The sequence below is a fragment of the Kushneria avicenniae genome (genome assembly GCF_900112585.1).
In the GTDB taxonomy this organism is placed as follows: domain Bacteria; phylum Pseudomonadota; class Gammaproteobacteria; order Pseudomonadales; family Halomonadaceae; genus Kushneria; species Kushneria avicenniae.
In genome coordinates this window covers 16,641-40,420 of sequence record NZ_FOLY01000010.1, presented here as the reverse complement: position 1 = coordinate 40,420, position 23,780 = coordinate 16,641, and the positions used below count along the sequence as shown (strand labels likewise).

Annotated in this window: 25 protein-coding genes and 2 tRNA genes; 20 read left to right on the top strand and 7 right to left on the bottom strand. The window is 59.5% G+C overall.

Going from position 1 to position 23,780, the window contains the following annotated elements; all coding sequences use genetic code 11:
- The first annotated feature begins 8 nt into the window (after window positions 1-8).
- The 4 genes from BM079_RS16285 to BM079_RS16270 all read left to right on the top strand — a co-directional run bounded on the left by BM079_RS16285 (window position 9) and on the right by BM079_RS16270 (window position 3,894).
- On the top strand, window positions 9-959 hold the full coding sequence (locus tag BM079_RS16285; RefSeq protein WP_175489744.1) for an NAD(P)-dependent oxidoreductase: 951 nt from the start codon (window positions 9-11) through the stop codon (window positions 957-959).
- A gap of 87 nt (window positions 960-1,046) precedes the next feature.
- Window positions 1,047-1,583, top strand: coding sequence for a TRAP transporter small permease (locus BM079_RS16280; RefSeq protein ID WP_217639720.1), 537 nt, complete (start codon window positions 1,047-1,049; stop codon window positions 1,581-1,583).
- Window positions 1,580-2,860: a TRAP transporter large permease subunit gene (locus BM079_RS16275; protein WP_090136223.1), complete on the top strand. Its 1,281-nt coding sequence runs from the start codon at window positions 1,580-1,582 to the stop codon at window positions 2,858-2,860. Before BM079_RS16280 ends, BM079_RS16275 begins: the two co-directional genes overlap by 4 nt.
- A gap of 23 nt (window positions 2,861-2,883) precedes the next feature.
- Window positions 2,884-3,894 (top strand): DctP family TRAP transporter solute-binding subunit, encoded by a 1,011-nt coding sequence (locus BM079_RS16270; RefSeq protein ID WP_090136221.1) that lies wholly within the window; start codon window positions 2,884-2,886, stop codon window positions 3,892-3,894.
- Window positions 3,895-3,942: 48 nt separating this feature from the next.
- Here the strand turns inward: BM079_RS16270 and BM079_RS16265 are convergent, their stop codons facing one another.
- On the bottom strand, window positions 3,943-4,362 hold the full coding sequence (locus BM079_RS16265; protein WP_090136220.1) for a secondary thiamine-phosphate synthase enzyme YjbQ: 420 nt from the start codon (window positions 4,360-4,362) through the stop codon (window positions 3,943-3,945).
- Window positions 4,363-4,589: 227 nt separating this feature from the next.
- Here BM079_RS16265 and attM point away from each other — a divergent pair, with 227 nt between their 5' ends.
- The 3 genes from attM (at window position 4,590) to BM079_RS16250 (ending at window position 8,046) form a co-directional block, all read left to right on the top strand.
- Complete coding sequence (gene attM, locus BM079_RS16260; RefSeq protein WP_090136218.1) at window positions 4,590-5,375, top strand: AttM family quorum-quenching N-acyl homoserine lactonase; 786 nt, start codon at window positions 4,590-4,592, stop codon at window positions 5,373-5,375.
- 48 nt (window positions 5,376-5,423) lie between these two features.
- Window positions 5,424-6,548, top strand: a complete 1,125-nt coding sequence (locus BM079_RS16255; protein ID WP_090136217.1) for a zinc-dependent alcohol dehydrogenase family protein — start codon at window positions 5,424-5,426, stop codon at window positions 6,546-6,548.
- Between the two features lie 118 nt (window positions 6,549-6,666).
- Window positions 6,667-8,046 (top strand): class II fumarate hydratase, encoded by a 1,380-nt coding sequence (locus BM079_RS16250; RefSeq protein WP_090136215.1) that lies wholly within the window; start codon window positions 6,667-6,669, stop codon window positions 8,044-8,046.
- Window positions 8,047-8,143: 97 nt separating this feature from the next.
- On the opposite strand, the gene glpD is transcribed toward BM079_RS16250, so the two are convergent.
- Window positions 8,144-9,712, bottom strand: a complete 1,569-nt coding sequence (glpD, locus tag BM079_RS16245; protein ID WP_380059465.1) for a glycerol-3-phosphate dehydrogenase — start codon at window positions 9,710-9,712, stop codon at window positions 8,144-8,146.
- 171 nt (window positions 9,713-9,883) lie between these two features.
- Window positions 9,884-10,648, bottom strand: a complete 765-nt coding sequence (locus tag BM079_RS16240; protein ID WP_090136211.1) for a DeoR/GlpR family transcriptional regulator — start codon at window positions 10,646-10,648, stop codon at window positions 9,884-9,886.
- Window positions 10,649-10,999: 351 nt separating this feature from the next.
- Between BM079_RS16240 and BM079_RS16235 the strand changes: the two genes are divergently transcribed.
- The 4 genes from BM079_RS16235 to BM079_RS16220 all read left to right on the top strand — a co-directional run bounded on the left by BM079_RS16235 (window position 11,000) and on the right by BM079_RS16220 (window position 13,735).
- Window positions 11,000-11,728, top strand: a complete 729-nt coding sequence (locus tag BM079_RS16235) for an MIP/aquaporin family protein (protein ID WP_175489743.1) — start codon at window positions 11,000-11,002, stop codon at window positions 11,726-11,728.
- A 51-nt stretch (window positions 11,729-11,779) separates the two neighbouring features.
- Entirely contained in the window at window positions 11,780-13,288 is a 1,509-nt protein-coding gene (gene glpK / locus BM079_RS16230; protein WP_090136209.1) for a glycerol kinase GlpK, read from the top strand.
- A gap of 246 nt (window positions 13,289-13,534) precedes the next feature.
- Window positions 13,535-13,611 (top strand) — tRNA-Val (locus tag BM079_RS16225).
- Between the two features lie 47 nt (window positions 13,612-13,658).
- Window positions 13,659-13,735: transfer RNA gene (locus BM079_RS16220), tRNA-Val, on the top strand.
- 60 nt (window positions 13,736-13,795) lie between these two features.
- Here BM079_RS16220 and BM079_RS16215 read toward each other — a convergent pair.
- From BM079_RS16215 to BM079_RS16200, 4 genes are all read right to left on the bottom strand, one after another.
- Window positions 13,796-14,281 (bottom strand): GAF domain-containing protein, encoded by a 486-nt coding sequence (locus BM079_RS16215; RefSeq protein ID WP_090136273.1) that lies wholly within the window; start codon window positions 14,279-14,281, stop codon window positions 13,796-13,798.
- Between the two features lie 72 nt (window positions 14,282-14,353).
- A complete protein-coding gene (locus BM079_RS16210) occupies window positions 14,354-15,172 on the bottom strand; it encodes a MetQ/NlpA family ABC transporter substrate-binding protein (protein ID WP_090136207.1) in 819 nt (272 codons plus the stop codon).
- Between the two features lie 132 nt (window positions 15,173-15,304).
- Window positions 15,305-15,958 (bottom strand): methionine ABC transporter permease, encoded by a 654-nt coding sequence (locus BM079_RS16205; RefSeq protein WP_090136206.1) that lies wholly within the window; start codon window positions 15,956-15,958, stop codon window positions 15,305-15,307.
- Window positions 15,939-16,982: a methionine ABC transporter ATP-binding protein gene (locus tag BM079_RS16200; RefSeq protein ID WP_090136203.1), complete on the bottom strand. Its 1,044-nt coding sequence runs from the start codon at window positions 16,980-16,982 to the stop codon at window positions 15,939-15,941. The genes BM079_RS16205 and BM079_RS16200 overlap by 20 nt, the downstream gene beginning before the upstream one ends.
- Window positions 16,983-17,224: 242 nt before the next feature.
- On the opposite strand from BM079_RS16200, the gene BM079_RS16195 reads away from it, so the two are divergent.
- The 9 genes from BM079_RS16195 to moaC all read left to right on the top strand — a co-directional run bounded on the left by BM079_RS16195 (window position 17,225) and on the right by moaC (window position 23,776).
- Window positions 17,225-17,833 (top strand): riboflavin synthase subunit alpha, encoded by a 609-nt coding sequence (locus BM079_RS16195; RefSeq protein ID WP_090136201.1) that lies wholly within the window; start codon window positions 17,225-17,227, stop codon window positions 17,831-17,833.
- A 126-nt stretch (window positions 17,834-17,959) separates the two neighbouring features.
- Window positions 17,960-18,511 (top strand): adenine phosphoribosyltransferase, encoded by a 552-nt coding sequence (locus BM079_RS16190; protein WP_090136199.1) that lies wholly within the window; start codon window positions 17,960-17,962, stop codon window positions 18,509-18,511.
- A gap of 40 nt (window positions 18,512-18,551) precedes the next feature.
- Window positions 18,552-19,040: a xanthine phosphoribosyltransferase gene (gene gpt, locus BM079_RS16185; protein ID WP_090136197.1), complete on the top strand. Its 489-nt coding sequence runs from the start codon at window positions 18,552-18,554 to the stop codon at window positions 19,038-19,040.
- A gap of 2 nt (window positions 19,041-19,042) precedes the next feature.
- Window positions 19,043-19,744 (top strand): uracil-DNA glycosylase, encoded by a 702-nt coding sequence (gene ung / locus BM079_RS16180; protein WP_090136195.1) that lies wholly within the window; start codon window positions 19,043-19,045, stop codon window positions 19,742-19,744.
- Window positions 19,745-19,896: 152 nt separating this feature from the next.
- Window positions 19,897-20,526, top strand: a complete 630-nt coding sequence (upp, locus tag BM079_RS16175; protein WP_090136193.1) for a uracil phosphoribosyltransferase — start codon at window positions 19,897-19,899, stop codon at window positions 20,524-20,526.
- 8 nt (window positions 20,527-20,534) lie between these two features.
- Window positions 20,535-21,116, top strand: coding sequence for a molybdenum cofactor guanylyltransferase MobA (gene mobA / locus BM079_RS16170; protein WP_090136191.1), 582 nt, complete (start codon window positions 20,535-20,537; stop codon window positions 21,114-21,116).
- 74 nt (window positions 21,117-21,190) lie between these two features.
- Entirely contained in the window at window positions 21,191-21,757 is a 567-nt protein-coding gene (gene mobB / locus BM079_RS16165; RefSeq protein WP_090136189.1) for a molybdopterin-guanine dinucleotide biosynthesis protein B, read from the top strand.
- Complete coding sequence (locus BM079_RS16160) at window positions 21,750-22,979, top strand: molybdopterin molybdotransferase MoeA (RefSeq protein WP_175489742.1); 1,230 nt, start codon at window positions 21,750-21,752, stop codon at window positions 22,977-22,979. Before mobB ends, BM079_RS16160 begins: the two co-directional genes overlap by 8 nt.
- A complete protein-coding gene (moaC, locus tag BM079_RS16155; protein WP_090136185.1) occupies window positions 22,976-23,776 on the top strand; it encodes a cyclic pyranopterin monophosphate synthase MoaC in 801 nt (266 codons plus the stop codon). Before BM079_RS16160 ends, moaC begins: the two co-directional genes overlap by 4 nt.
- Window positions 23,777-23,780: the final 4 nt, after the last annotated feature.

Genomic DNA, 23,780 nt, shown 5'->3' with positions numbered 1-23,780 from the left:
AAAGACCTATGCAGGATGTCGATAAGGCGGGGTCCACCATGCGGGTTGGCATGATCGGGCTGGGCAGCATGGGCATGCCGATGGCACTCAACCTGCTTCGCGCCGGGTTGGCCGGTCGGGTCAGTGTGTTTGGCCGCTCACCGGAGAAACTGGCGCCGGCGCTTGAGGCCGGCGCCGAGCGCTGTGAGACGCCGAAGGCACTGGCGGCGCAAAGTGATGTGCTCATCACGGTGCTGCCCGACCTGCCCCAGCTCGAGGCGCTGATCGACGGCGATGAGGGGATTCTGGCCGGGGTTGATGGCCCCCTGTTGCTGGTGATCTGTTCGACGTCATCGCCCGAGGGCGTGCGGGCTCTGGCGCGAACACTGAGCGAGAAAAGCGAGGGCCGGATTCATGTGCTGGATGCGCCGCTGTCCGGCGGTACGGACGGCGCCGAGGCCGGCCGGCTTTCCATCATGGTGGGCGGCGAAGAGGCCGATCTCGAACGGGCGCGTCCGGTGCTCGAGACCATGGGCACGCCGGTACTGCTGGGCCCGCTCGGTGCGGGCGAGGTTGCCAAGGCGTGTAATCAGATGGTGGTGGCCGCGACCATGGTGGCGCTCTCCGAGGCGACCAACATTGCCGAGCGTGCCGGTCTTGATGTGGAAAGACTGCTGGGCTGTCTGGGCGGCGGCTATGCCGGCGGTCGCTTTCTGGAATCACGCAAGCAACGCCTGATCGACAAGGATTATACGCCTTCCGGTATTGCCCGCTACATGACCAAGGATCTCGGCTTCGCGCGGGATGAAGCCGCGCAGCAGCAGGTTGTGACGCCACAGCTCTCCACGCTGTTGGCGCTGTATCAGGATCTGGGCGAGCGCGGACTGGGCGAGCTCGATCTGACCGTGACGCAGCGCTATATCGCGGAACTGGATCGGCCGCCCGGCAGCGATGGGTCCGGGCAGACGCAGGGGGCGTAAAGCGGTGTGGGGCATGACGCGGCAGGCAGGTAGCAGGGGATAACCGATGCGGCGGCCCGGAGGGGCCGACAGGGGGGAGCGATGATCATGTTTCGCGGAGTATGGCGCAGCATCGAATGGCTGATTGTGGCCTTGATGACCGCCATGATGGTGCTGGTGTTTGTCAACGTGGTGCTGCGCTATGGCTTCTCCTCGGGGCTGCGTTCGGGAATAGAGCTTTCCCGGCTCGGGTTTGTCTGGATCGTGATGCTGGGAGCGTCACTGTGTCTGAAGGATGGTGAGCATCTCGCCGTGTCCGAGGTCTTTGATCGCCTGCCGGGCCCGGTACGCTCGATCATTGCGCGTCTTCTCTGGGTCGTGATTCTGGGGGGCTCGGTCATGCTGATGATGGGGTGCTGGAAGCAGACGCTGGCCAACTGGCACAACATTTCACCGCTGACCGGGTTGCCGAGCGGACTGTTCTATCTGGCTGGTGTGGTGGCCGGCGCCCTGATGAGTATGACCTCGCTGATGGGCCTGCTGCGTCCCGGTCCCGGGCGGGCCCCAGGCGAGCCGGCGGGCGAGGGGCCTTCGCAGGCGGTTGATGAGGCCACGCCTTCTTCCAACGGGGAGCACCGCTCATGACGCTGGCACTATTTCTGGGCGTACTGATCGGGGCGATCCTGCTCCGTCTGCCGGTGGCCTTTGCGCTGCTGCTGTCCGCGGGCGCGCTGATGCTCCATCTGAGCATGTTCAGTGCCGACATCCTGTCGCAGTCCATGATCAATGGCGTGGACAATTTTGCGCTGCTGGCAATTCCTTTTTTCATGATTGCAGGCGAGGTCATGGCGGTCGGTGGGCTGTCCGATCGCATCGTGCGCCTGGCCATGACGCTGGTGGGTCACTGGCGCGGCGGGCTGGGGTACGTGGCGATTATCACATCGCTGCTGCTGGCCGGGCTTTCGGGTTCAGCCGTGGCGGACGCCGCGGCGCTGGTCAGCATTCTTTACCCGATGATGCGTAAAAGTGGCTATCCGGCGTTTCGCTCGGTCGGGCTGCTGGCGGCTGGTGGCATCATCGCGCCGGTGATTCCGCCCTCGTTACCGCTGATCATTCTGGGGGTGGCGGGCAATATCTCGATTGCCAAACTCTTTATCGGCGGCATCGTGCCCGGCCTGTTGATGGGACTGGCGCTGATGGTGACCTGGCGATTCATGATGCGTACATCCGATCTTGAGCCTCAGCCGAAGGCAAGCCGGGCCGAACGGCTCAAGGCGCTCAGGGAGAGTGTCTGGGCATTGCTGCTGCCGGTGATCATCATCGTCGGCATCCGCTTTGGGGTCTTTACGCCGACGGAAGCCGCCGTGGTGGCTGCCGTCTACGCCATTGTTGTCTCGACCGTGATCTATCGCGAAATGAGTCTCGCCAAACTGGCGCAGGTACTGAAAAGTGCCGGGCGTTCAACGGCGCTGGTGATGTTTCTGGTCGGTGCGGCGATGGTGGCCTCCTGGGTGATGACCATCGCGCAGCTACCGCAGCAGCTTGCCGAGCTGCTGGGGCCACTGGTCGATCATCCAAGGCTCTTGATGGCCGCCATCATGGTGGTGGTGCTGCTGGTGGGCATGGTGATGGATCTGGCGCCGGCGATTCTGATTCTGGTGCCGCTGTTCATGCCGCTGGTGCGCGAGGCGGGGATCGATCCGATCTATTTCGGGCTGATGTTTGTCATCAACTGCTGTATCGGTCTGATCACGCCGCCGGTGGGGACCGTACTCAACGTGGTCTGCGGCATCAGTAAATCGACGATGAGCGACGCCGTGCGTGGCGTCTATCCCTTTGTTCTGGTGTATATCGCGCTGCTGGCGCTGTTTGTGCTGATACCCCAGATCATTACCGTGCCGATGCATTGGCTGATCGGCTGAGCCTGAAGGCAAGGAGCAACCACATGACAATATCCCTGTTTGGCAAAACGTTCGGTACAACAATGGCGGCACTGGTGGTGGCGATGTCGGTCTCCAGCGGTGCGGCGGCGGCCACCACGCTACGCTTTGCCCATCCCACGCCGCAAAATGATCTGCAGCACAAGCTGGCCGAGAAGTTCAAGGAGGAGGTCGAGGCCCAGAGCAACGGCGACCTGAAAGTACAGATCTTTCCCAATGGGCAGCTGGGCAACGATGCCCAGATGATCGACGGGGCGCGCTCGGGCATCATCGACATCACGCTGTCAGGATTGAACAACTTTACCGGCATGGTGCCGGAGGCCGGGGCCTTTGAGCTGCCGTTCATGTTTGCCGATAGCGCCGCTGCCTACCAGGCGCTGGATGGTGCGCCGGGACAGGAGGTGATGGACAAGCTGCCGGCACTGGGCCTCAAGGGACTGGCCTTCCCGGAAAATGGCTTTCGCGAGATCACCAACAACCGCGGACCGATTCGTGAACCGGCGGATCTGAAGGGCCTGCGCATGCGGGTCAACAACTCCATCACGCTCAACAACATGTTCGAACGCCTCGGCGCCAACCCGCAGCAGCTGCCGGTGGCCGAGCTTTACACGGCGCTTGAAACCGGTGTGGTCGATGCTCAGGACCATCCGTTGGGCATCGTGGTGTCGTTCAACTTCAATGAGGTCCAGAAGTACCTGTCGATCACCAATCATGCCTACTCGGCGCTTCTGATGGTCATGAACCAGAAGCGCTTTGACAGCCTGACGCCCGAGCAGCAGCAGATCGTCGAGAAAGCTGCAGCGGATGCTACTGCCATGCAGCGACAGATGAATGGTGAGCAGACCGAGGCGATGATCAAAACGCTTGAGGACGAGGGCATGAAGGTCAATCGTGATGTCGATACCGCCGCCTTCCAACAGGCCATCCAGCCCGTCTGGAAGACTTATATCGATCAGAACGGTGACGAGATGATCAAGTCGATTCAAAGCGTTTCAGACACCGAACCCCGGTCCTGAAACCAAGCGATCCGTCTGCCGGGACGATGGACCCCGGCAGATGGATCGTTACTCGCCGAACAGCGTCGCCAGAATGCGGCGACTGCCGCCGTTTTCTCGATGTTCCCCCAGCCAGATGCCCTGCCATGTGCCGGTGGCCAGTCGGCCGTTATCGACGGCCAGCGTCAGTTCGGTGCCCATGAGGCTGGCCTTGATGTGGGCGGGCATGTCGTCCGGACCTTCCATCGTATGGCGAAAATAGGGCAGATCGCCCGGCACGCGGTCACGGAAAAAGGCTTCCATGTCATGGCGTACGTCCGGGTCGGCATTTTCATTAAGCGTTAATGAGGCCGAGGTGTGGAGCATCTGCAGATGTAACAGCCCGGTGGAGATCTCCTTTATTGGGTCCAGAGCGCCCAGAATGTCGTGGGTGATCAGATGAAAGCCGCGCGTGTAGGGCTTGAGGGTAATCTGCTGGCGGTACCACATGAGCGGTTGCTCCCTGGTGAATGTATTTGATGGTAAAGGGTAGATGAGCGCGTCGGGAGCGTCCTGCTCCGGGCTATTGTTCTGATCGTTTGCAGGGCTTTAAAACCGGAGACTGGCAGTGGTCTTGTCAGAAGGTAGGACGGAAGGGATCAGGCAGGCGGGTTATCTTTCGGGCAGTCGATGTGCCATGTCCAGACCCCTGTCATGTTCCTGTCGGGAGAGTTGCCATGAACCAGCTGCGCCTCTACATGTTCCAGACCGGCACCTTGAAGTGTCGTCGTTGCAACATCAGCATGAATGCCGGACTTGATGATTATGAGATACCAGTGCCCTGGTATCTGATTACCCATCCGGAAGGGCATGTCGTGATCGATGGCGGCTGCGCGGTAGAGTGTGCCACGGATGCCGAAGGTCATTGGGGCGATATTACCGCGGTCTATCAGCCGGTCATGCGTGAGGAAGAGGGATGCGTGCAGGCGCTTCAGTCCATGGGAGTTGCGCGTGAAGATGTGCGTTACGTGTTACACAGCCATCTCCATCTCGATCATACCGGAGCGACCGGCCGCTTCCCCAATGCCGTCCATGTCGTTCGTCGGCGTGAATATGAATACGCCATGGCCCCGGACTGGTTTGCGGCCGGCGGCTATATCCGCAAGGACTTCGATCGTCCCGGTTTGAACTGGCATTTTCTCGATGACAGCGAGGACGGTTACGACGTCTTCGGCGATGGTGTCATTCGCTTTATTTTTACCCCCGGCCACGCACCCGGCCATGCCAGTTTTCTCATCAATCTCGAACAGACGGGGCCTGTCCTGCTGGCGGTTGATGCGGCCTATACCACCGATCACTGGAACGAAAAGGCGCTGCCGGGGTTTCTGGCCTCTACCGTGGACGCCGTACGCTCGGTACAAAAGCTTCATGCACTGGCGCGCAAGACGCAGGCCATGGTGGTCACTGGCCATGACCCCGAGGCATGGCCCACGTTTCGCCATGCCCCCGAGTATTACCGCTGAGTTCAGCGTCATGCTGGCATTGTCATCTTCAGGACCAGGAGAATTGCCATGGAAACCCGGGCCGCCGTGCTGCGAGCAATGCAAAGACCCCGTCCCTACGGGGCATCAAGGCCGCTGTCGATCGAGGAGGTGACGCTTGATCCGCCTGGTCGTGGGGAGGTGCTGGTGCGTATCCGCGCGGCCGGATTGTGTCACTCCGATCTATCGACCATTAACGGTGACCGGCCACGACCGCTACCCATGGTGCTGGGGCATGAAGCAGCGGGAGAAGTGGTCGAGGTCGGCGAGGGGATTGATGATCTCGATGTGGGCGATCATGTGGTGTTTTCGTTTGCTCCCAACTGCGGCACCTGCGCCTTTTGTCTTTCCGGTGACGCGGCGCTGTGTCAGCCGGGTGCGGCGGCCAATACCGCCGGGCATCTACTGGGCGGTGGCATGCGGCTACACCGCGGTGACGAGACGGTCTATCACCATATCGGCGTGTCCGGGTTTGCCGAGCATGCCGTGGCCTCTCGCCGTTCGCTGACGCGCATCGATCCAGACCTGCCGTTTCATATCGCAGCGCTGTTCGGCTGTGCGGTGCTGACCGGTGTCGGGGCAGTCGTGCATACCGGCGAACTCAGGCTGGGACAGTCGGTACTGGTGGTCGGCCTGGGGGGCGTAGGGCTGGCAGCGGTGCTGGGGGCGATTGGCGGCGGTGCGCGTCAGGTAATCGCGGCCGATATTGACGCCGTAAAGCTTGAAACAGCCAAAGCCATGGGGGCCACCCATGTGGTCAACAGCGGTGATGATGATGCCATCGAACAGGTGCGTCACATCAGCGGCGGCGGGGTAAATCTGGCGGCCGAGTTTGCTGGCGTGGCCCCGGCGCTGGAGTTTGCCTTTGAATGCACCCGACGCGGCGGCACCACGGTAACTTCGGGATTACCGCACCCTGATGTCAGGCTGGCCATCAGCCCGACGCGCATGGTGGCCGAGCAGCGTACGCTCAAGGGGTCCTATCTGGGCGGGCATGTGCCGTCGCTGGATGTGCCGGAGTACATTGCGCTCTATCAGGCCGGGCGGCTGCCGGTAGACCGGCTTTTGACCCATCGAATCAAACTGGACGAGATCAACGAGGGCTTCGAGCGGCTGGCTTCCGGGCAGGCCATTCGCCAGATCATCGATCTATAGTCGACAGAATCCCTGAAGCTTTCCGGCGGTCAATATCAATGGCTGTAATGTCGACACGCCTGCTACTCTGAAAGCGCCCTTCGGGACGTCATCGTTAATCCATCAGCAGGAGAAGATCATGGGCCAGACCCGTATCGAAAAGGACAGTATGGGCGAGCTGGAAGTGCCGATCGAGGCGCTTTACGGTGCACAGACCCAGCGGGCCATCAATAACTTTCCGGTCAGCGGTCAGCCCATGCCGGCGTCTTTCATCGCCGCCGTGGCGCGCGTCAAGCGAGCAGCTGCCGAGGTCAACATGGATCTCGGCCTGCTGGATGAAGGGCGGGCCCTGTCCATCGTCAAGGCAGCCGATGCGATCATTCGTGGTGAACACGTCGATCAGTTCCCGATCGATATCTATCAGACCGGCTCTGGCACCTCGACCAACATGAACGTCAACGAGGTGATCTCGCATCTGGCCTCACGGGATGATCTCGAGATCGGGCCCAACGATCACGTCAATATGGGCCAGAGCAGCAACGATACGATTCCAACGGCGCTGCATGTGTCAATTGCCATGGAGCTTCATGAGCGTTTGCTGCCAACGCTTGCGTATCTGAAAAAGACCATTGATGACAAGGCGGCGTCGCTGGATGACGTGGTCAAGACCGGGCGTACCCACCTGATGGATGCCATGCCGGTGCGCATGAGTCAGGAACTGGGCGGCTGGTCCAGCCAGGTCGGACAGTCCATCGAGCGGCTTGAAAATGCCATGACGCGTATGCTGCGGCTGGCGCAGGGCGGCACGGCCGTGGGGTCCGGCATCAATGCACATCCGGAGTTCTCCGAGCGCTTTGCCCGGCGTTTGTCCGAGCAGACCGGGCTTGCGTTTACGCCGGCGGACAGCTTCTTTGCGGCGCTGGGCTCGCAGGATGCCACCGTGGAGATGTCGGGCCATCTCAAGGCCTATGCCTGTGCGCTGATGAAGATCAGCAATGATCTGCGCTGGATGAACTCCGGACCGCTGGCAGGACTGGGTGAGATCGAACTTGAAGCCCTGCAGCCAGGCAGCTCGATCATGCCTGGCAAGGTCAACCCGGTAATTCCCGAGGCAGCGGCGCAGGTGGCCGCCCAGGTGATCGGCAATGATGCTGCGGTGACCGTCGGTGGGCAGTCGGGCAACTTCCAGCTCAACGTCATGCTGCCGCTAATGGCACACAATGTATTAAGCTCGATATCGCTTTTGAACAACGTCTCTTTGCTGTTGGCGGATAAGGCCATCAGTAGTTTCAATGTCCGTCGTGACAACATCGAATCGCCGCTGGCGCGTAATCCGGTGCTGGTCACGGCACTCAATCCGGTGATCGGCTACAACGAGGCGGCGCGCGTGGCCAAGAAGGCCTATCAGGAAGGGCGGCCGATCATCGAGGTGGCAGAGGAGGAAACCGAGCTTTCCCGCGAAGAGCTCGAGCGCTATCTCGATCCGGCGCAGCTGACCCAGGGCGGCATTCAGGAATAATGGCGTCTGCCGACGTCTGCAAGTCGCTACATATCAGAGTCACACCATAAAAAGGGCCCCGAACGGGGCCCTTTTTTGTATGCCGGCAAAGGCAGCCTCAGTGTGCCAGAGCGTGATCCGGCGAGGGCGTTCCGACCGGCTCACTCATGTCGTTTGCGGTGAACGACATACGTTCGGTCACGTATTCCTGCAGACGCGCACGCTGAGTGTCGTTCAGGCGCATGTCCATCTTGGTACGACGCCAGAGGATGTCATCCACCTGCGTGGCCCATTCATGGTCGATCAGGTAGTCCACTTCAGCGCGGGTCAGACCGGCGCCGAAATCCTCGCCCAGACCGGCTTCATCGGTCACACCGTCCAGGAATGTTTCACACAGCGTGCCGTAGCTGGAGGCAAATCGGCGGGCGCGCAGTTCCCCCAGAAACGGATACTGGCCGAGCAGCTTGCGGGTGTAGTCCTCGCGCGAACCGATGTCGCCGCCCGGCAGCACTCGCTTGTCGGTCCAGGGCTTGCCCATGTTCGGGAACCAGGGCTCGATCTTTTCCATGGCGGATTCCGAGAGCCGACGGAAGGTGGTGATCTTGCCGCCAAAGACCGACAGCATCGGTGCACCGGAATCATCCAGCGAAAGCGTATAGTCACGCGTCATAGCTGACGGGTCATCAGATTCGTCATCGCACAGCGGGCGAACGCCGGAGTAACTGGTGACCACGTCGTCACGGGTCAGCTGCTTTTTGAAGTGCGCATTGACGACATTGAGGATGTAGTCGGTCTCTTGGTCGCTGATGGTGATGTGGGTCGGGTCACCCTCGTAGTTCTGGTCGGTCGTCCCGATCAGGCTATAGTCGTTTTGCCAGGGCAGTACGAAGACGATGCGCTTGTCCTCGTTTTGCAGGATGTAGGCGCGATCATCACCGTTGATACGGCGGGTGATGATATGGCTGCCCTTGATCATGTTGATGCCATAGCGCGACTTGCGCGGGGTGCTGCCGCTGATGAAGGACTCGACCCACGGGCCGGCGGCGTTGATCAGCGCCCTGGCACGGCGAACCATCTGTTCACCGGTGCGCATGTTTTCCAGCGTGATTTCCCAGACGCCGTCCTTTTCCACGGCGTTGATGCAGCGGGTGCGTACCAGGATCTCACCGCCCTGTTCCTGTGCCTGCAGGGCGTTGAGCACGACCAGGCGGGCATCATCGACCCAGCAGTCGGAGTATTCGAAGCCGCGCTTGATGTCGGGTTTAAGCGCGCTCTGGCTGTCGAATTTGAGCGATTTCGAGCCGGGCAGCGTGTCGCGCGGGCTCAGGTGATCATACAGAAACAGCCCGGCCCGCAGCATCCATGCCGGACGAAGGTGCTGGCGGTGCGGCAGGATAAAGCGCAGCGGCCAGATGATGTGCGGGGCCTTGTTGAGCAGCACTTCGCGCTCGTGAAGCGCCTCGCGTACCAGACGAAATTCCTTGTGCTCCAGATAGCGCAGACCGCCATGGATCAGCTTGCTGGAAGCCGAGGAGGTGGCACTGGCAAGGTCGGCCTGTTCACAGAGTCCGACACTGAGACCGCGGCCGGCCGCATCATTGGCGATACCGGTGCCGTTGATGCCGCCACCGATGATGAAAAGGTCCAGAACCGGGGTGTCCATTGCGGAAGTCTTGTCGGAAGTCATGCGCCTGCCTTGCGCGTTTGCGCCGGGTAAGAGATTGGAAAACGCGGTAACGATACCATCATGAATGTTCGAATGTGAACATATGCCATGTTCGAAAGAACATCAAGCCGTCCGTCATTGTTCGACATCATCGGTACGATAGACGCGGTTTCCCTTTGAACCTCGCTGCGCTCAGGGGCAGATGCTGAGAGTGATGCCGTGCTCATGGAGCAGACGGCGGATGCCGGCCGGTGGCTCCTGGTCGGTAAACAGCCCGTGAATCTGACGCAGATGCCCCAGGCGTACCACGGCGTTGCGGGCAAACTTGGAGTGATCGGCTGCCAGAAAGACGCGACGTGAGTTGCTGATGATCGCCTGCGCGACTCGAACTTCCTGATAATCGAAGTCGAGCAGAGCGCCGTCTTCATCGATACTGCTGATGCCGATAATGCCGAAGTCGACCTTGAACTGATTGATAAAGTCCACGGTGGCCTCTCCGATGATGCCGCCGTCGCGCGAGCGCACGCTGCCGCCGGCCACGATGACGTTGAAGTCCTCACGGTGCTGAAGCGTGGCGGCGACGTTGAGATTGTTGGTGATGACTTCCAGCCCGTGATGATTGAGCAGCGCCTCGGCAACCAGTTCCGTACTGGTGCCGATGTTGATGAAAAGCGAGCTCTGATCGGGAATCTGCTCGGCCAGCGCGCGCGCAATGCGCGCCTTGGCGTCATGATTGATCAGCTTGCGGGTACTATAGGCCGTGTTGACCGTGCTGGATTCCAGCTGGCCGGCGCCACCGTGAACCCGTCGGATCAGCTGTTCATCGGCGAGCACCTTGAGATCGCGTCGGATGGTCTGCGGGGTGACGTTGAAGTGGTGGGCCAGCTGCTCGATGGTGGCGTAGCCCTGACGCTTGACCATATCGATGATAGTGCCGTGGCGTTCCTGCTGGGTCATGTCTTGTCCTGTTCATGAGCGTTCAAGTGCTGATCGTCATGACCAGGTTATCCCCGGAGCCCGCTTCCGGCAATAGCGACATCAGTGTTGTTTTCGCCTGATCATGAACGTGTTGGCATGGCAACACATCGTGTTGCTTATCGCTCAAAAAAGCCCGTTTTTACCCCTTGAAATCACCATGTAATACTAAGGTTTAAAGCGTTTTTTATCTATTTTAATCAATTACTTGAAAATAAGCTGACGAAAAGAAAGAAACGGCACATCGTATTTTTCAATGGTTTCTATAGGATGCGCGAAAAGCAACACGGCCATGCACCTTGTGTGTGAAAATCAACGTTATCGGGGTAGAGAATGGATATCATTCAAACCATTCTGGTCCATGAAATTGCAGGTACGGCCATTCTGACGCTGCTGGGGTGTGGTGTGGTGGCCAACGTACTGCTGAACAAGACCAATGGTCACGGCAGTGATGGCATCGTCATCTTCTTCGGCTGGGGGCTGGCCGTTTTTGCCGCCGTCTATGTGGCTTATGACACCGGCGCTCACATCAACCCGGCCGTAACGCTTGCCCTGCTGATCGGGCCGGCGAAGGAATATGCCGATGGTATCCCGATTACGTTTGCCACCACAGTGGCCTATCTGGTGGCCGAATTCATCGGTGCCTTTATAGGGGCGATCGCCTGCTATCTTGCCTACAAGAAGCAGTATGACGACACCGAAGATGCCGGCGCCATTCTTGCCACGTTCTCGACCGGACCGACCGTCAAGTCTCATGCGTGGAACGTGGTGACTGAAGCCATCGGGACATTTGTGCTGATCTTTGTGATCATCATGTTCGGTTATACTCCCAGCGGTCTCGGGCCTCTCGCGGTCGCGCTGCTGGTGGTATCGATCGGTGCGTCGCTGGGTGGCCCGACAGGCTACGCCATCAACCCGGCGCGCGATCTCGGCCCGCGCATTGCGCATGCCGTTCTGCCCATCAAAAACAAGGGCGGCAGCAACTGGGGCTATGCGCTGGTCCCCATTATCGGCCCGGTCATTGGCAGTACCCTGGCCGCGCTGGTTGCCTACGTCTATTGAATCGTTATCAGGCCCATGCGCCGCTTGTACTAAATCGAGGAGTTGATACTCATGAGTGAGCAGAAAAAGTACATTCTCGCTATCGATCAGGGCACCACCAGCTCGCGCTCGATGCTGTTTGATCACGAAGGCCGTGTGGCGGGCATTGCCCAGCGCGAGTTCGAACAGATCTTCCCGCGTCCGGGCTGGGTCGAGCACAACCCGCGCGAAATCATGACCAGTGTGCTGACCACGCTGGCCGAGGTCATCAACAATTCGGAAGTTGATGTCTCGGATATTGCCTCGATCGGCATTACCAACCAGCGTGAAACCACGGTCATCTGGGACAAGAACACCGGGCATGCGGTCTACAACGCCATCGTCTGGCAGTCGCGCCACTCCGCCGAGATCTGCGATGAGCTGCGTGAAGCGGGTCATGCCGACATGATTCGTGACAAGACCGGGCTGGTCATCGATGCCTACTTCTCGGCGACCAAGCTGAAGTGGATCTTTGACAACGTCGAAGGCGTTAAAGAGAAGGCCGAGAAGGGTGATCTGCTGTTTGGCACCATCGATACGTGGCTGGTGTGGAACCTGACGGGTGGCAAGGTACACGTGACCGACGTCAGCAACGCCTCGCGCACGATGCTTTTCAACATTCGCGAGCGCCAGTGGGACAAGGAGCTGCTGGAGCTGTTCGGTGTGCCCGAGAGCATGCTGCCCGAGGTGAAGTCCAACAGCGAAGTCTACGGTCACGTTCTGCCGAAGTACCTGTTTGGCCATGAAGTGCCGATTGCCGGCATGGCGGGGGATCAGAACGCGGCGTTGTTTGGTCAGGCCTGCTTCAAGCCCGGTATGGCCAAGAACACTTATGGCACCGGCTGCTTTACCCTGATGAACACCGGCACCGAGGCGACGCCTTCCAGCAACGGGCTGCTGACAACCGTGGCCTGGGAAGTCGACGGCACCATGGAGTATGCGCTGGAGGGCAGCGTGTTTGTGGCCGGTTCGGTCATTCAGTGGCTGCGTGACGGGCTGCGAATGCTGGGCAGGGCTTCGGACTCTGAAGCCTATGCCGAGCGGGCCGGCACCAATGATGGTGTGTATATGGTACCGGCATTTACCGGTCTGGGCGCACCGTACTGGAACTCCAACGTACGCGGCGCGATGTTCGGTCTGACCCGCGGTACGACCAAGGAGCATTTCATTCGTTCGGCGGTCGAGTCACTGGCGTATCAGAGCGCCGATGTGTTGTATGCGATGCAAAACGACGCCAATATCGCCCTGACCGAGCTGCGTACCGACGGTGGTGCCATCTCCAACAACTTCCTGGCGCAGTTCCAGGCCGATGTGCTGGGCGTTGACGTGCTGCGCTGTGAGGTCAATGAGACAACCGCACTGGGCGCGGCCTATCTCGCTGGTCTGGCCGTCGGGTTCTGGAAGTCTCGTGAAGAGATCGCCGAGTACTGGGCACTGGAGCGCAAGTTCGAGCCGAAGATGAGCGAGAAGCAGCGCAACGAGCTCTACGACGGCTGGAAGCAGGCAGTTGAGGCCACCATGGGCTTCCGGGTCGAGTCATGAGCCGGTAAAGCACAGCAGCGGGCCGCCGCGTTTGTGGTGTCGGAGGACGCCACATTCGAATGCTGTCGGTCCCGCCGCTGAATGATATCCGGGCCTGCTGATTGATCATCGGCCGGCTCGGTTTGTTTTCAGGGAGACATTGCAAAAGCAGGATTTTATAACGATGAGGAGGTTAAACGGTTGCGCTCGAACAGAAAATCAGTACAATAGCGCAGCGTTGAAACGGCACTCGCATGCCATTGAAGCAGGACCGTAGCTCAGTTGGTTAGAGCGCCACGTTGACATCGTGGAGGTCAGCGGTTCAAATCCGCTCGGTCCTACCATCGTTTCAGGACATCAAAACGGGTTGTTTCAACGGATACTGATTTGAAGGACCGTAGCTCAGTTGGTTAGAGCGCCACGTTGACATCGTGGAGGTCAGCGGTTCAAATCCGCTCGGTCCTACCAGAATTTCTAAAACCCCGCATCGGCGGGGTTTTTTTACGTCCTGTTGTCAGCCGATGAAAGTCAGCCGATTGGCTCGAAAAGATCGGTCTGCTCGATCAATACCTGGCACAGCGCTTCAATGCCTTCCTGATCCTCGCTGGCAAAGCGTCCGGCCAGAGGACTGTCCAGATCCAGTACGCCCCAGAGGCGATCGTGGCTGATCAGTGGGATGACCAGCTCCGAGCGTGACGCCGCATCACAGGCAATGTGGCCGGGAAAGGCGTGCACGTCCTCTACACGCTGTGTCTGGCGCGTGCGCGCTGCCGCGCCGCAGACGCCTTCTTCAAATCCGATGGGATTGCATGCCGGTTGCCCCTGAAACGGCCCAAGGCGTAAAACACGTTCTTCACGCTGTATGTAAAAGCCCGCCCAGTTCAGGTCAGGGATCTGCTGAAAGATAAAGGCGGTCATCTGCGAGGTATTGGTTACCCAGTCCCGCGTATCCAGCAGGGCAGACAGCTGGCGCTTGAGCATGCCGTAATCGGTGGTGGATCGTGTGTCGTTCATGATGATCTCGATGGCTGAGTCATAAAAAAGGGCCGGCATGGGCCGGCCCCGGTCAGCGACGGGTAGAGTAGATTACTGGTCTTTTTGCCAGCCCGCGATCGCGCCGCCCTTGAAGAGCTCGTCGGCCCTGTCGACGACCTGCTGACTCTGGAAGGCGTCGACGAGATGCTGAACCTTCTCGCTGTTCTGGTCGCCCTGACGGACCACGATGAGGTTGACGTATGGAGAGTCACCATCCTCGACGATCAGCGCCTGATCAACGGTCATGTCAGCGGCCACCGAGTAGGTGCTGTTGATAAAGGCCATGTCGACATCCGGCAGCGCACGCGTGAGCTGGGCGGCGTCCAGTTCGCGCAGCTGATAGTTGTGCGGATTGTCGGTGATGTCATCCGGTGTGGCGGTCGGGCTTTTCGGGTCGCGCAGCGTGACCAGGTTTTCACGTGCCAGCAGCAGCAGGGCGCGTGCCTCATTGGACGGATCGTTGGGTACGGCAATCGTCGCGCCTTCCGGCAGCTCATCGATGCTCTGGTACTTGTCGGAATAAGCGCCGATCGGGTAGATGAATGTCTTGCCGGCCGCGACAAAGTCAAAGCCGCGATCTTCCATCATGCTGTCCAGATAGGGCTGGTGCTGATAGGCGTTGGCATCAATGCTGCCGTCGTCGAGCGCGGCATTGGGCGAAACGTAATCGTTGAATTCGGTGATCTCGACGTCGAGCCCGTATTTTTCCTTTGCCACGTCCGCAGCAGTTTCCATCAGCGCCGTTTCCGGGCCTGCCATGGTGCCGACCCGGATGGTGTTCTCGTCATCACTCTGGCTACCGCAGCCGGTGAGGATAACGCTGGCGCTCAGGGCCAGCGCGGTGCCCAGAATCCCTGGTAAACCTTTCATGTCTGATCTCCTTGCAAGGGTGTCAACAGGCGACGCTGTCGAAAAGGGTTAACGAGCGATGGTTCATGCCCGCGAATATCGTTGTCAGGGTTGTTTTAAGGCCATGGTTGTTTCAGGTCTGTGGGCTGCCTTTCAGCGATGGCGGCTGCGGTGAACAAGGAAGTCGCCCAGCATCTGAACACCCTGCACCATGACCACCATGATCAGCACCGTCACCAGCATGACCATGGGATTATAACGGGAGTAGCCATAGTTGTAGGCCACAGCACCCAGACCACCGGCACCGATGGCACCGGCCATGGCGCTGTAGCCGATCAGTGCGATGATGGTAATGGTCGCCGCCGTGATCAATCCGCCGCGCGCCTCGGGCAGCAATACGCGAGTGATGATCTGCCAGGGCGTGGCGCCCATCGACTCGGCGGCTTCGATCAATCCATGCGGCACTTCATTGAGGGCGCCTTCGACCAGACGCGCCACGAAGGGGATGGCAGCAATGCTCAGCGGCACCAGTGCGGCGGTGGTGCCAATGTAGGAGCCCACCAGCCAGCGGGTAAAGGGGGCCAGTGCCAGCATCAGAATAATGAACGGCACTGACCGGCCAACATTGACGATCAGGCTGATGACTCGGTTGAGGGCCGGCAGCGCCATGATGCGGTTTTCACGGGTCACGTAGAGTGCCACACCCATCATGATGCCCAGCACGATACCGATGACGCCGCTGCAGATGACCAGATAGAAGGTATCGATAACGGCATCGAGAATACGATCAATCATGGCGCTGGACATGGCCAAGTACCTCCGTTTGTACGTCAAGCGTGTGCAGGTGGGCCATGGCGTCATCGATGATGTCCCGGTCGCCGTCAAACTCCGCGATCATCAGGCCCAGCGTGCGGCCCTGAATGTTTTCGACGCGCGCCTGCAGGATGTGCAGCCGCAGGCCGAAGCGTTGCTCGAGATGGGTCATCAGCTCGCTGGAAAGAGACTGGCCGCGAAAGGTGAGACGTACCACGGGCACGCCGTTGCCGGCTCCGCCGTCTGAAAGACGCTGAAGCAGCGCATTGGACGGCGCCAACTGCAGGAAGTCGTTGAGAAAGAGTCGGCCTTCCTCGGTGGCAGGGCGAGTGAAAAAGTCCCCGACCGGGGCTGTTTCCACCAGCGCTCCGCCGCTGATCAGGGCAACCTGGTCGCAGATGGTTCTGACCACTTCCATTTCATGGGTGATCAGCAGGATGGTCAGCCCCAGTCGCTGATTGATATCCCTCAACAGCGTCAGAATGGCGCTGGTGGTCTGCGGGTCCAGCGCCGAGGTGGCCTCGTCACACAGCAGGGCCTTCGGGTTGCTGGCCAGCGCCCTGGCAATTGCCACGCGCTGTTTCTGACCACCGGAAAGGGCGGCCGGATAGGCGTTGGCCCGTTCAGCAAGGCCTGTCAGCTCCAGAAGCTCATCAATGCGCTGATCGATGTCGCGGCGCGGTGTGCCGATCAGTTCCAGCGGCAGGCCGATATTGCCGCGTACGGTGCGCGACTCGAGCAGGTTGAAGTGCTGAAAGATCATGCCGATGCCGTGACGCGCCTTTCGAAGCGCCTCCTTGTTCAGGGCAGTCAGCTCTTGGTCGGCCACGAATACCCGGCCCCGTGTCGGGCGCTCGAGCAGATTGACGCATCGAATCAAGGTGCTCTTGCCGGCACCGGAGACGCCGATGACACCGGTGATGCTGCCGGGGGCCACTTCCAGGTTAACGTCCTTGAGAGCCGTCACGGCCCCGGCGCCCTGACCGTACACTCGGGTCACATTTTCAAGTCGAATCATTGGATGGGAATGTCTTAAATGCTGTTGGATCGTGCACCACCGGGCGCGTACCTGACGTGGTGAAAATGATCGTCGTAAAACGTGCGCTGGGCACAAGGCGCGTCAGTATACTTGATTCATCGTCTTCACGCGTCATAAGGACCCAACAGTGCGGGTATATGATGGCGCCGGCCGGTTGCTGCGGATGACAGGGCCGGCAGAAAAGGCGAATATGGGGCTTTTCAGCTGTCAACGAGGCCATCATGTTTACCGGTATCGTACAGGGCATGGCGCGGGTGGTCGCCATCGAGCGCCTGGAAGGGCTCAATCGTCACGTTATCGAGATGCCCGAACCCCTGCTTGAGGGGCTTGCTCACGGTGCCTCGGTAGCGCACAACGGTTGCTGTCTGAGCGTCACAAGCATTGAAGGGGCGCGCGTCGGTTTTGATCTCATGCGTGAGACGCTGGCGGTGACCAATCTGGGGGCGCTGGACGTGGGGGACAGCGTGAACGTGGAGCGGGCGGCGCGACTGGGCGATGAAATCGGCGGCCACGCCATGTCGGGGCATGTCATGTGTATGGCCACACTGATTTCCCGTGAGGATGCGCCCAACAATTGTCAACTGTGGTTCGAACTGCCGCCGCAGTGGTCACGCTTTCTGTTCGACAAGGGCTATATTGGTGTTGATGGCATCAGCCTGACCATCGGTGAGGTCAGAGACAATCGATTTTGCGTCAACCTGATCCCCGATACGCTGGCACGGACCACAATCGGCACGCGCGATATCGGCGACGGCGTCAATATTGAAATCGACCCTCAGACACAGACCATTGTCGAGACAGTGGAACGTGTTCTGGCGGCAAGAGCGTGAAATTGCGTGCTGATGTGGCCTGCGCGGGTCGCTTGCGCGGGCGCCATTGGGTAAAATGATCAACGTTTATAAAAAGCGACCGGCACTGTCCGGTCGTTTTGCATATGGGTCGACGAGAGATTGAACGTGGCGACAAGTATTTACGGCGACTACATCAAGTCTGTGATTCGTACCGTGAAGGATTGGCCGGAACCCGGTGTCAACTTTCGCGACATTACGCCGGTGCTGCAAAACAGTGCTGCCTTTCGCAAGCTGATCGACAGCTTCGTTCATCGATATCAGGAGCTTGATATCGATGCCATCGCGGCCATTGATGCGCGCGGCTTCATCATCGGCGCACCGCTGGCCTACGAGCTGGGCTGTAGCTTCGTGCCGGTACGCAAGAAGGGCAAGCTGCCGTTTCGCACCATCAGCGAGACCTACAGCCTTGAATATGGCGAGTCCACCGTGGAGCTGCATTCGGATGCGTTCCAGAAGGGGGACAGGATCCTGCTGGTGGATGATCTGATCGCCACGGGAGGCACCATGCTGGCGGCGGCTCGTTTGATCGAGCGCAGCGGCGGCATCATCGTTGAAACGGCTGCCATCATCGATCTGCCCGAGCTTGGCGGTGGTGACATGATTCGCGCTGACGGTTACAGCGTTTTTGCGGCCTGCACCTTCACCGAAGACGAATAGGCAGGGCAGACGTGTCTCCCTTGACGCACAGGACATTTCAATGAGTACCGAGCGCTACCATAACCAGTTCACGATCTCCTGGGATCGTCTTCACCGCGACGTTCGCATGCTGTGTCATCAGCTGGTTGACCGTGACTTCAAGGGTATCGTTGCCGTGACTCGTGGTGGTCTGATTCCGGCTGCCCTGATCGCACGCGAGCTCGATATCCGTCTGATCGATACGGTCTGTATCAAAAGCTACGAGCACATGACACAGAGCAGCATCAGCGTGCTCAAGGGCATCGATCATGATGGTGATGGCTGGCTGCTGGTGGATGATCTGGTTGATACCGGCAAGACCGCCGGTGCCGTGCGCGAAATGCTGCCGCGCGCGCATTTCGTGACCATTTACGCCAAGCCTGAAGGGCGTCCGATGGTAGATCAGTATCTGACGGAAGTGGCGCAGGACACCTGGATCCAGTTCCCCTGGGATATGGGCATCTCCTTTGTCGAGCCGCTGGTGGATCAGCTTCGTACCCGCAAGGAGTAACCATGGCCCTGCCGCTGCCCGAAAGCTGGAACCGCTACCTTGGCGATGAGGTGGATGCTCCCTACATGCAGGCGTTGAAAGCCTTTCTGCGTCACGAGAAGGATCAGCGCAAGGTCATCTATCCAGCATCGGAGAACTGGTTTCGTGCCTTTGAACTGACGCCGCTGGAAAGCGTCAGGGTCGTCATTCTGGGACAGGACCCCTACCACGGTCCTGGGCAGGCCCATGGGCTCTGCTTCTCGGTCCGTCCGGAAGTGGCCATTCCACCGTCTCTGGTCAACATCTACAAGGAGTTGCAGAGCGACAGCGTGGCCTTTGAACCGGTCAGTCACGGTTTTCTGGAAAGCTGGGCGCGCCAGGGGGTTCTGCTGCTCAACAGCGTACTGACCGTGGAGCGGGGGCAGGCCGCCTCTCACCGCGGGCAGGGCTGGGAGACGTTTACCGATCGCGCCATCGAGGCCATCAATGAGCAGTGCGAGAACGTCGTCTTTTTGCTGTGGGGCAGCTATGCCCAGAAAAAGGCGGCCTTCGTGGATCGGACAAAACATCTGGTGCTTCATGCACCGCATCCGTCACCACTGGCTGCCCATCGTGGTTTTTTCGGCTGCCAGCACTTTTCGAAAGCCAACGAGTTTCTGACCCAGAAGGGGGCGTCACCCATTGATTGGCAGCTGCCGTCCATTGAGCAGCTCTCCGACGCCTGAGCGGCGTTACCACGATGTGTCAATATGTCCTCTGTTGTCGGCGCACGGATGCTTAACGCACTCGTGTGTGCCGGAGTAGAATGGGGGCACTTGCGCTGTCCATCATGAAATAAAAGGGCAGTGATATTCTTCTATCAGGTCGTATACCCATCATGAATGTTCATACCATTGATCACCCTCTCGTCAAACACAAGCTGGGACTGCTGCGTGGAGCGGGGATCAGTACCAAGCACTTCCGCGAGCTCGCCAATGAACTGGCGACCCTTCTGACCTACGAGGCGACCAAGGGGCTCGAGCTGGGCGATGAAACCATCGAGGGCTGGAGTGGCAAGCAATTGAAGGTGCAGCAGATCAGGGGCAAGAAGGTGACGGTCGTTCCCATTCTGCGTGCAGGCCTTGGTATGCTCGATGGCGTCACGACCCTGTTGCCGAGCGCTCGAATCAGCGTTGTGGGGCTTTATCGAAACGAGGAAACCCTCGAGCCTGTGCCCTATTTCGAAAAGTTCGTACAGGATCTGGACGAGCGTCTGGCGATTGTCATCGATCCCATGCTGGCGACAGGCGGCTCCATGGCCGCTACGCTGGACATGCTCAAGGCCAAGGGCTGTCGTCAAATCAAGGTGATCGTGCTGGTGGCGACGCCTGAAGGCATTGCACGGGTTTCCCGCTCGCATCCGGAAATCGAGCTGTATACGGCCGCGGTCGATGAAGGTCTCGACAGCCATGGCTATATCGTGCCCGGTCTTGGTGATGCCGGCGACAAGCTTTTTGGAACGCGCTGAAGGCGATCATGGATAATCGGTCGAGCATTACCGGCGTGGTGCTGGCCGGTGGTCTGGGACGGCGCATGGGCGGCGTCAACAAGGGGCTGGTAGAGCTCGATGGTCGGCCCCTTGTCAGCCATGTGCTGACTGTAATAGTGCCTCAGGTTTCCCGGGTCATGATCAATGCCAATCGTCATATCGACGATTATGAGGCGCTGGGCTATCCCGTCATCACTGACCGGATTGCAGGCAGCGCCGGGCCGCTGGCAGGCTTTCATGCGGCGATGAAGGCGGCGTCAACGCCGCTGGTGCTGATCGTGCCGTGTGATACGCCGGCTTTGCCAGAAAATCTGGTCGACAGGCTCCTGACGGCCCTTGCAGATTGCAATGCCGATATTGCGTATGCCAGCGATCATGAGCGCGCTCACCCTACGGTCGTTTTACTCAGGCGAGAGCTGTTTGATGATCTGGCGCAGTGGCTGGACGACGGTGGTCGCAAGATCGATCAATGGTATGCACGCCATTCAAATGTCGCCTGCCATTTCGACAATGCCCGTGCTTTCGTCAATATCAATACACCCCATGACAGGGATACCTTTGGTCGATGATCATGTCACGGGCCATGCCGTACCGGGTCTGAACGTCGTCAGGTAACCGTGTCATCCTGATCTGGCAGGGTACCATGACGCAGTTGACGCTTTCCGATATCCATACCCCGCTTCTGGGCATTGCCGCCTGGAGTGGCACAGGCAAGACAACGCTGCTGGAAGCCCTGCTCCCCGACCTGCGCTTGCGCGGCCTCAATGTGGCCGTGATCAAGCACGCCCATCATGATTTTGATGTCGATGTTCCCGGCAAGGACAGTCATCGCCTGCGTACGGCGGGGGCAGCGCCCATGCTGGTTGCTTCCGGCAGACGTTTTGCTCTGATGATGGAAACCCCCGGCCAGGAAGAGCCCTGCCTGTCGATCCTGCTGGATCAGGTGCTGACGCTATCGCCCGATCTCGTATTGATCGAGGGCTTCAAGCAGTGGCCCCTGCCCAAGCTGGAGCTTTATCGCGACGCCGTCGGCAAATCGCTGATGGCCTTTGAGGATCCCTGGGTGCGTGCCGTGGCAACGACCGATGAGGTGGCATTGCCAGAAAACGTGGAACGCCTTGATCTTGATGATCATGCCGCGCTGCTGGACTGGTTGGTCGCCTGGCCCGTGCGGTGGCAGGCCATGGCTCAGGGGCCGCGTCATGAGTGATTGCTTCGAGACCCGTGAGACATTGCTTGAGGTCGGCGATATGCTGGCGCATATCAAGGCCGCTGCGCCAGCGCCGGTCGGAGTGGAGCGCGTACCGCTGATGCAGGCCGTGGACCGAATCCTCGCCGAACCGCTGGTGGCTACGCTGGACCTGCCGCGCTATACCGCCTCCGCCATGGATGGCATTGCCTTTGCTCATGAGGGGCATCACTGCTTCAGGCTGGCCGGAGAGGCGCTGGCAGGGCACCCCTTCAAGGCGGTGGTGGCGTCGGGGGAGGCCGTTGCCATCACTACGGGGGCTCCATTGCCGGCTGGATGCGACACGGTGGTAATGATCGAGGAGATTGTCGTCAGCGGTGAACGGGTGGAACTCCTGAAACCGGATAGCGTCAGGCGGGGGCAGAACGTTCGCCATGCCGGTGAAGAGATTACTATCGGGGATCGGGTTTTCGAGGCGGGAACACTTCTGGGGCCAGCCCAGCTGGGTATGGCAGCCTCATTGGGCCTGGCGTATATTGATGTGCACCGTCGTCCCCGAGTGGCCATTTTTTCCAGCGGTGACGAGCTGCGGCGTGCCGGTGATGACACGACTTCCTCTCTTTTTGACGCCAATACCTTCAGTCTTGCTGCCTGCCTGAAACGCTGGGGCGCGGAGGTGGTCATGACCGATATATTGCCTGATCGTCTTGATGAGACCATGGCTCATCTTTCGAGTGCCAGTCGACAGGCCGATCTGATCATTACCTCTGGCGGTGTCTCGGCCGGTCAGGCGGATCTGGTTCGCGATGCCATCCAGCAGCTGGGCCAGGTCACCTCCTGGCGTGTGGCCATGCGACCGGGCAAGCCGATGGCTTTCGGTCATATTCAGCAGGTTCCATTTTTTGGACTACCGGGTAACCCCGTGGCGGCGCTGGTCACTCTCATGCAGTTTGTACAGCCTCTGTTTCGTCAATTGAGCGGGTGGCGCCACTGGATGCCTGTTAAATGGCATGCCCTGTGCAAGCAGCCTCTGAAAGGGCGGCACGGCCGGCTGGATCTTCTGAGGGGGCGCTATCATGTCGACAGCCGGGGCGTGATCAGCGTCAGTGTCCTGCAGGAGCAGGGGTCGCATCGGCTGAGCTCGCTTTATGATGCCAACTGTCTGATAGAACTGCCGGCCGAGCTGGCAGCATGTGATGCCGGCACGCCCGTGACCATACAACCGCTTGGAGAATTGATATGACTTTGACCCACCTGAACGAACGAGGTGAGGCCAGCATGGTCGACGTATCGGACAAGCAGAACAGTCATCGTGAAGCTGTTGCCACCGGTCGTATCGTCATGCAGCCCGAAACACTGAAACTGCTTGCCGATGGCGATATGCCCAAGGGCGATGTGCTGGCAACGGCGCGGATTGCCGGCATTCAGGCTGCCAAGCGTACCCATGAACTGATCCCGCTGTGTCATGCGCTGATGCTTTCAAAAGTCTCGGTGGATTTTGAGCTTGATACGGTAGAGCACTGCGTACGGGTCAGAGCTTTCTGCCGTCTGGAAGGGCGCACCGGTGTCGAAATGGAGGCGCTGACAGCGGTATCCGTTGCCTGCCTGACGCTTTATGACATGTGCAAGGCCGTGGATCGCGGCATGGAAATCATGGAGGTACGCCTGGATCATAAAAGCGGCGGGCGCTCCGGTGTATGGCAGCGACAGGAAGCCTCGTCAGCCGCTGATAGCCACGCTGTACTCGATGCCCGAGCGTCGGATGGCCCAGCGGTAACCGAGGAGACTCCTATCGAAATACGCTTTTTTGCCGAGTTGAGAGAGCGGCTGGGTGTCGAAAAATTGAGTGTTTTACCAGGGCATCTATCGTCTCCTACACTGATGGCAGTAAAGGAGTGGATAAAATCGCAGGTTGACGCTCCTCAGGCGCTGGATCAAGCGCGCCTTTTGTGCGCCGTTAATCACGATATGGTTCAGGGTGATGTCGCGGTCAATCCCGGCGACGAAGTTGCCTTCTTTCCACCCGTTACCGGAGGCTGACAAT

Bases quoted from the DNA above. Each gene is read 5' to 3' on its own strand.
- BM079_RS16285 (WP_175489744.1), top strand. From the start codon at position 9: ATGCAGGATGTCGATAAGGCGGGGTCCACCATGCGGGTTGGCATGATC.
- BM079_RS16280 (WP_217639720.1), top strand. From the start codon at position 1,047: ATGTTTCGCGGAGTATGGCGCAGCATCGAATGGCTGATTGTGGCCTTG.
- BM079_RS16275 (WP_090136223.1), top strand. From the start codon at position 1,580: ATGACGCTGGCACTATTTCTGGGCGTACTGATCGGGGCGATCCTGCTC.
- BM079_RS16270 (WP_090136221.1), top strand. From the start codon at position 2,884: ATGACAATATCCCTGTTTGGCAAAACGTTCGGTACAACAATGGCGGCA.
- BM079_RS16265 (WP_090136220.1), bottom strand. From the start codon at position 4,362: ATGTGGTACCGCCAGCAGATTACCCTCAAGCCCTACACGCGCGGCTTT.
- attM (WP_090136218.1), top strand. From the start codon at position 4,590: ATGAACCAGCTGCGCCTCTACATGTTCCAGACCGGCACCTTGAAGTGT.
- BM079_RS16255 (WP_090136217.1), top strand. From the start codon at position 5,424: ATGGAAACCCGGGCCGCCGTGCTGCGAGCAATGCAAAGACCCCGTCCC.
- BM079_RS16250 (WP_090136215.1), top strand. From the start codon at position 6,667: ATGGGCCAGACCCGTATCGAAAAGGACAGTATGGGCGAGCTGGAAGTG.
- glpD (WP_380059465.1), bottom strand. From the start codon at position 9,712: ATGACTTCCGACAAGACTTCCGCAATGGACACCCCGGTTCTGGACCTT.
- BM079_RS16240 (WP_090136211.1), bottom strand. From the start codon at position 10,648: ATGACCCAGCAGGAACGCCACGGCACTATCATCGATATGGTCAAGCGT.
- BM079_RS16235 (WP_175489743.1), top strand. From the start codon at position 11,000: ATGGATATCATTCAAACCATTCTGGTCCATGAAATTGCAGGTACGGCC.
- glpK (WP_090136209.1), top strand. From the start codon at position 11,780: ATGAGTGAGCAGAAAAAGTACATTCTCGCTATCGATCAGGGCACCACC.
- BM079_RS16215 (WP_090136273.1), bottom strand. From the start codon at position 14,281: ATGAACGACACACGATCCACCACCGATTACGGCATGCTCAAGCGCCAG.
- BM079_RS16210 (WP_090136207.1), bottom strand. From the start codon at position 15,172: ATGAAAGGTTTACCAGGGATTCTGGGCACCGCGCTGGCCCTGAGCGCC.
- BM079_RS16205 (WP_090136206.1), bottom strand. From the start codon at position 15,958: ATGTCCAGCGCCATGATTGATCGTATTCTCGATGCCGTTATCGATACC.
- BM079_RS16200 (WP_090136203.1), bottom strand. From the start codon at position 16,982: ATGATTCGACTTGAAAATGTGACCCGAGTGTACGGTCAGGGCGCCGGG.
- BM079_RS16195 (WP_090136201.1), top strand. From the start codon at position 17,225: ATGTTTACCGGTATCGTACAGGGCATGGCGCGGGTGGTCGCCATCGAG.
- gpt (WP_090136197.1), top strand. From the start codon at position 18,552: ATGAGTACCGAGCGCTACCATAACCAGTTCACGATCTCCTGGGATCGT.
- ung (WP_090136195.1), top strand. From the start codon at position 19,043: ATGGCCCTGCCGCTGCCCGAAAGCTGGAACCGCTACCTTGGCGATGAG.
- upp (WP_090136193.1), top strand. From the start codon at position 19,897: ATGAATGTTCATACCATTGATCACCCTCTCGTCAAACACAAGCTGGGA.
- mobA (WP_090136191.1), top strand. From the start codon at position 20,535: ATGGATAATCGGTCGAGCATTACCGGCGTGGTGCTGGCCGGTGGTCTG.
- mobB (WP_090136189.1), top strand. From the start codon at position 21,191: ATGACGCAGTTGACGCTTTCCGATATCCATACCCCGCTTCTGGGCATT.
- BM079_RS16160 (WP_175489742.1), top strand. From the start codon at position 21,750: ATGAGTGATTGCTTCGAGACCCGTGAGACATTGCTTGAGGTCGGCGAT.
- moaC (WP_090136185.1), top strand. From the start codon at position 22,976: ATGACTTTGACCCACCTGAACGAACGAGGTGAGGCCAGCATGGTCGAC.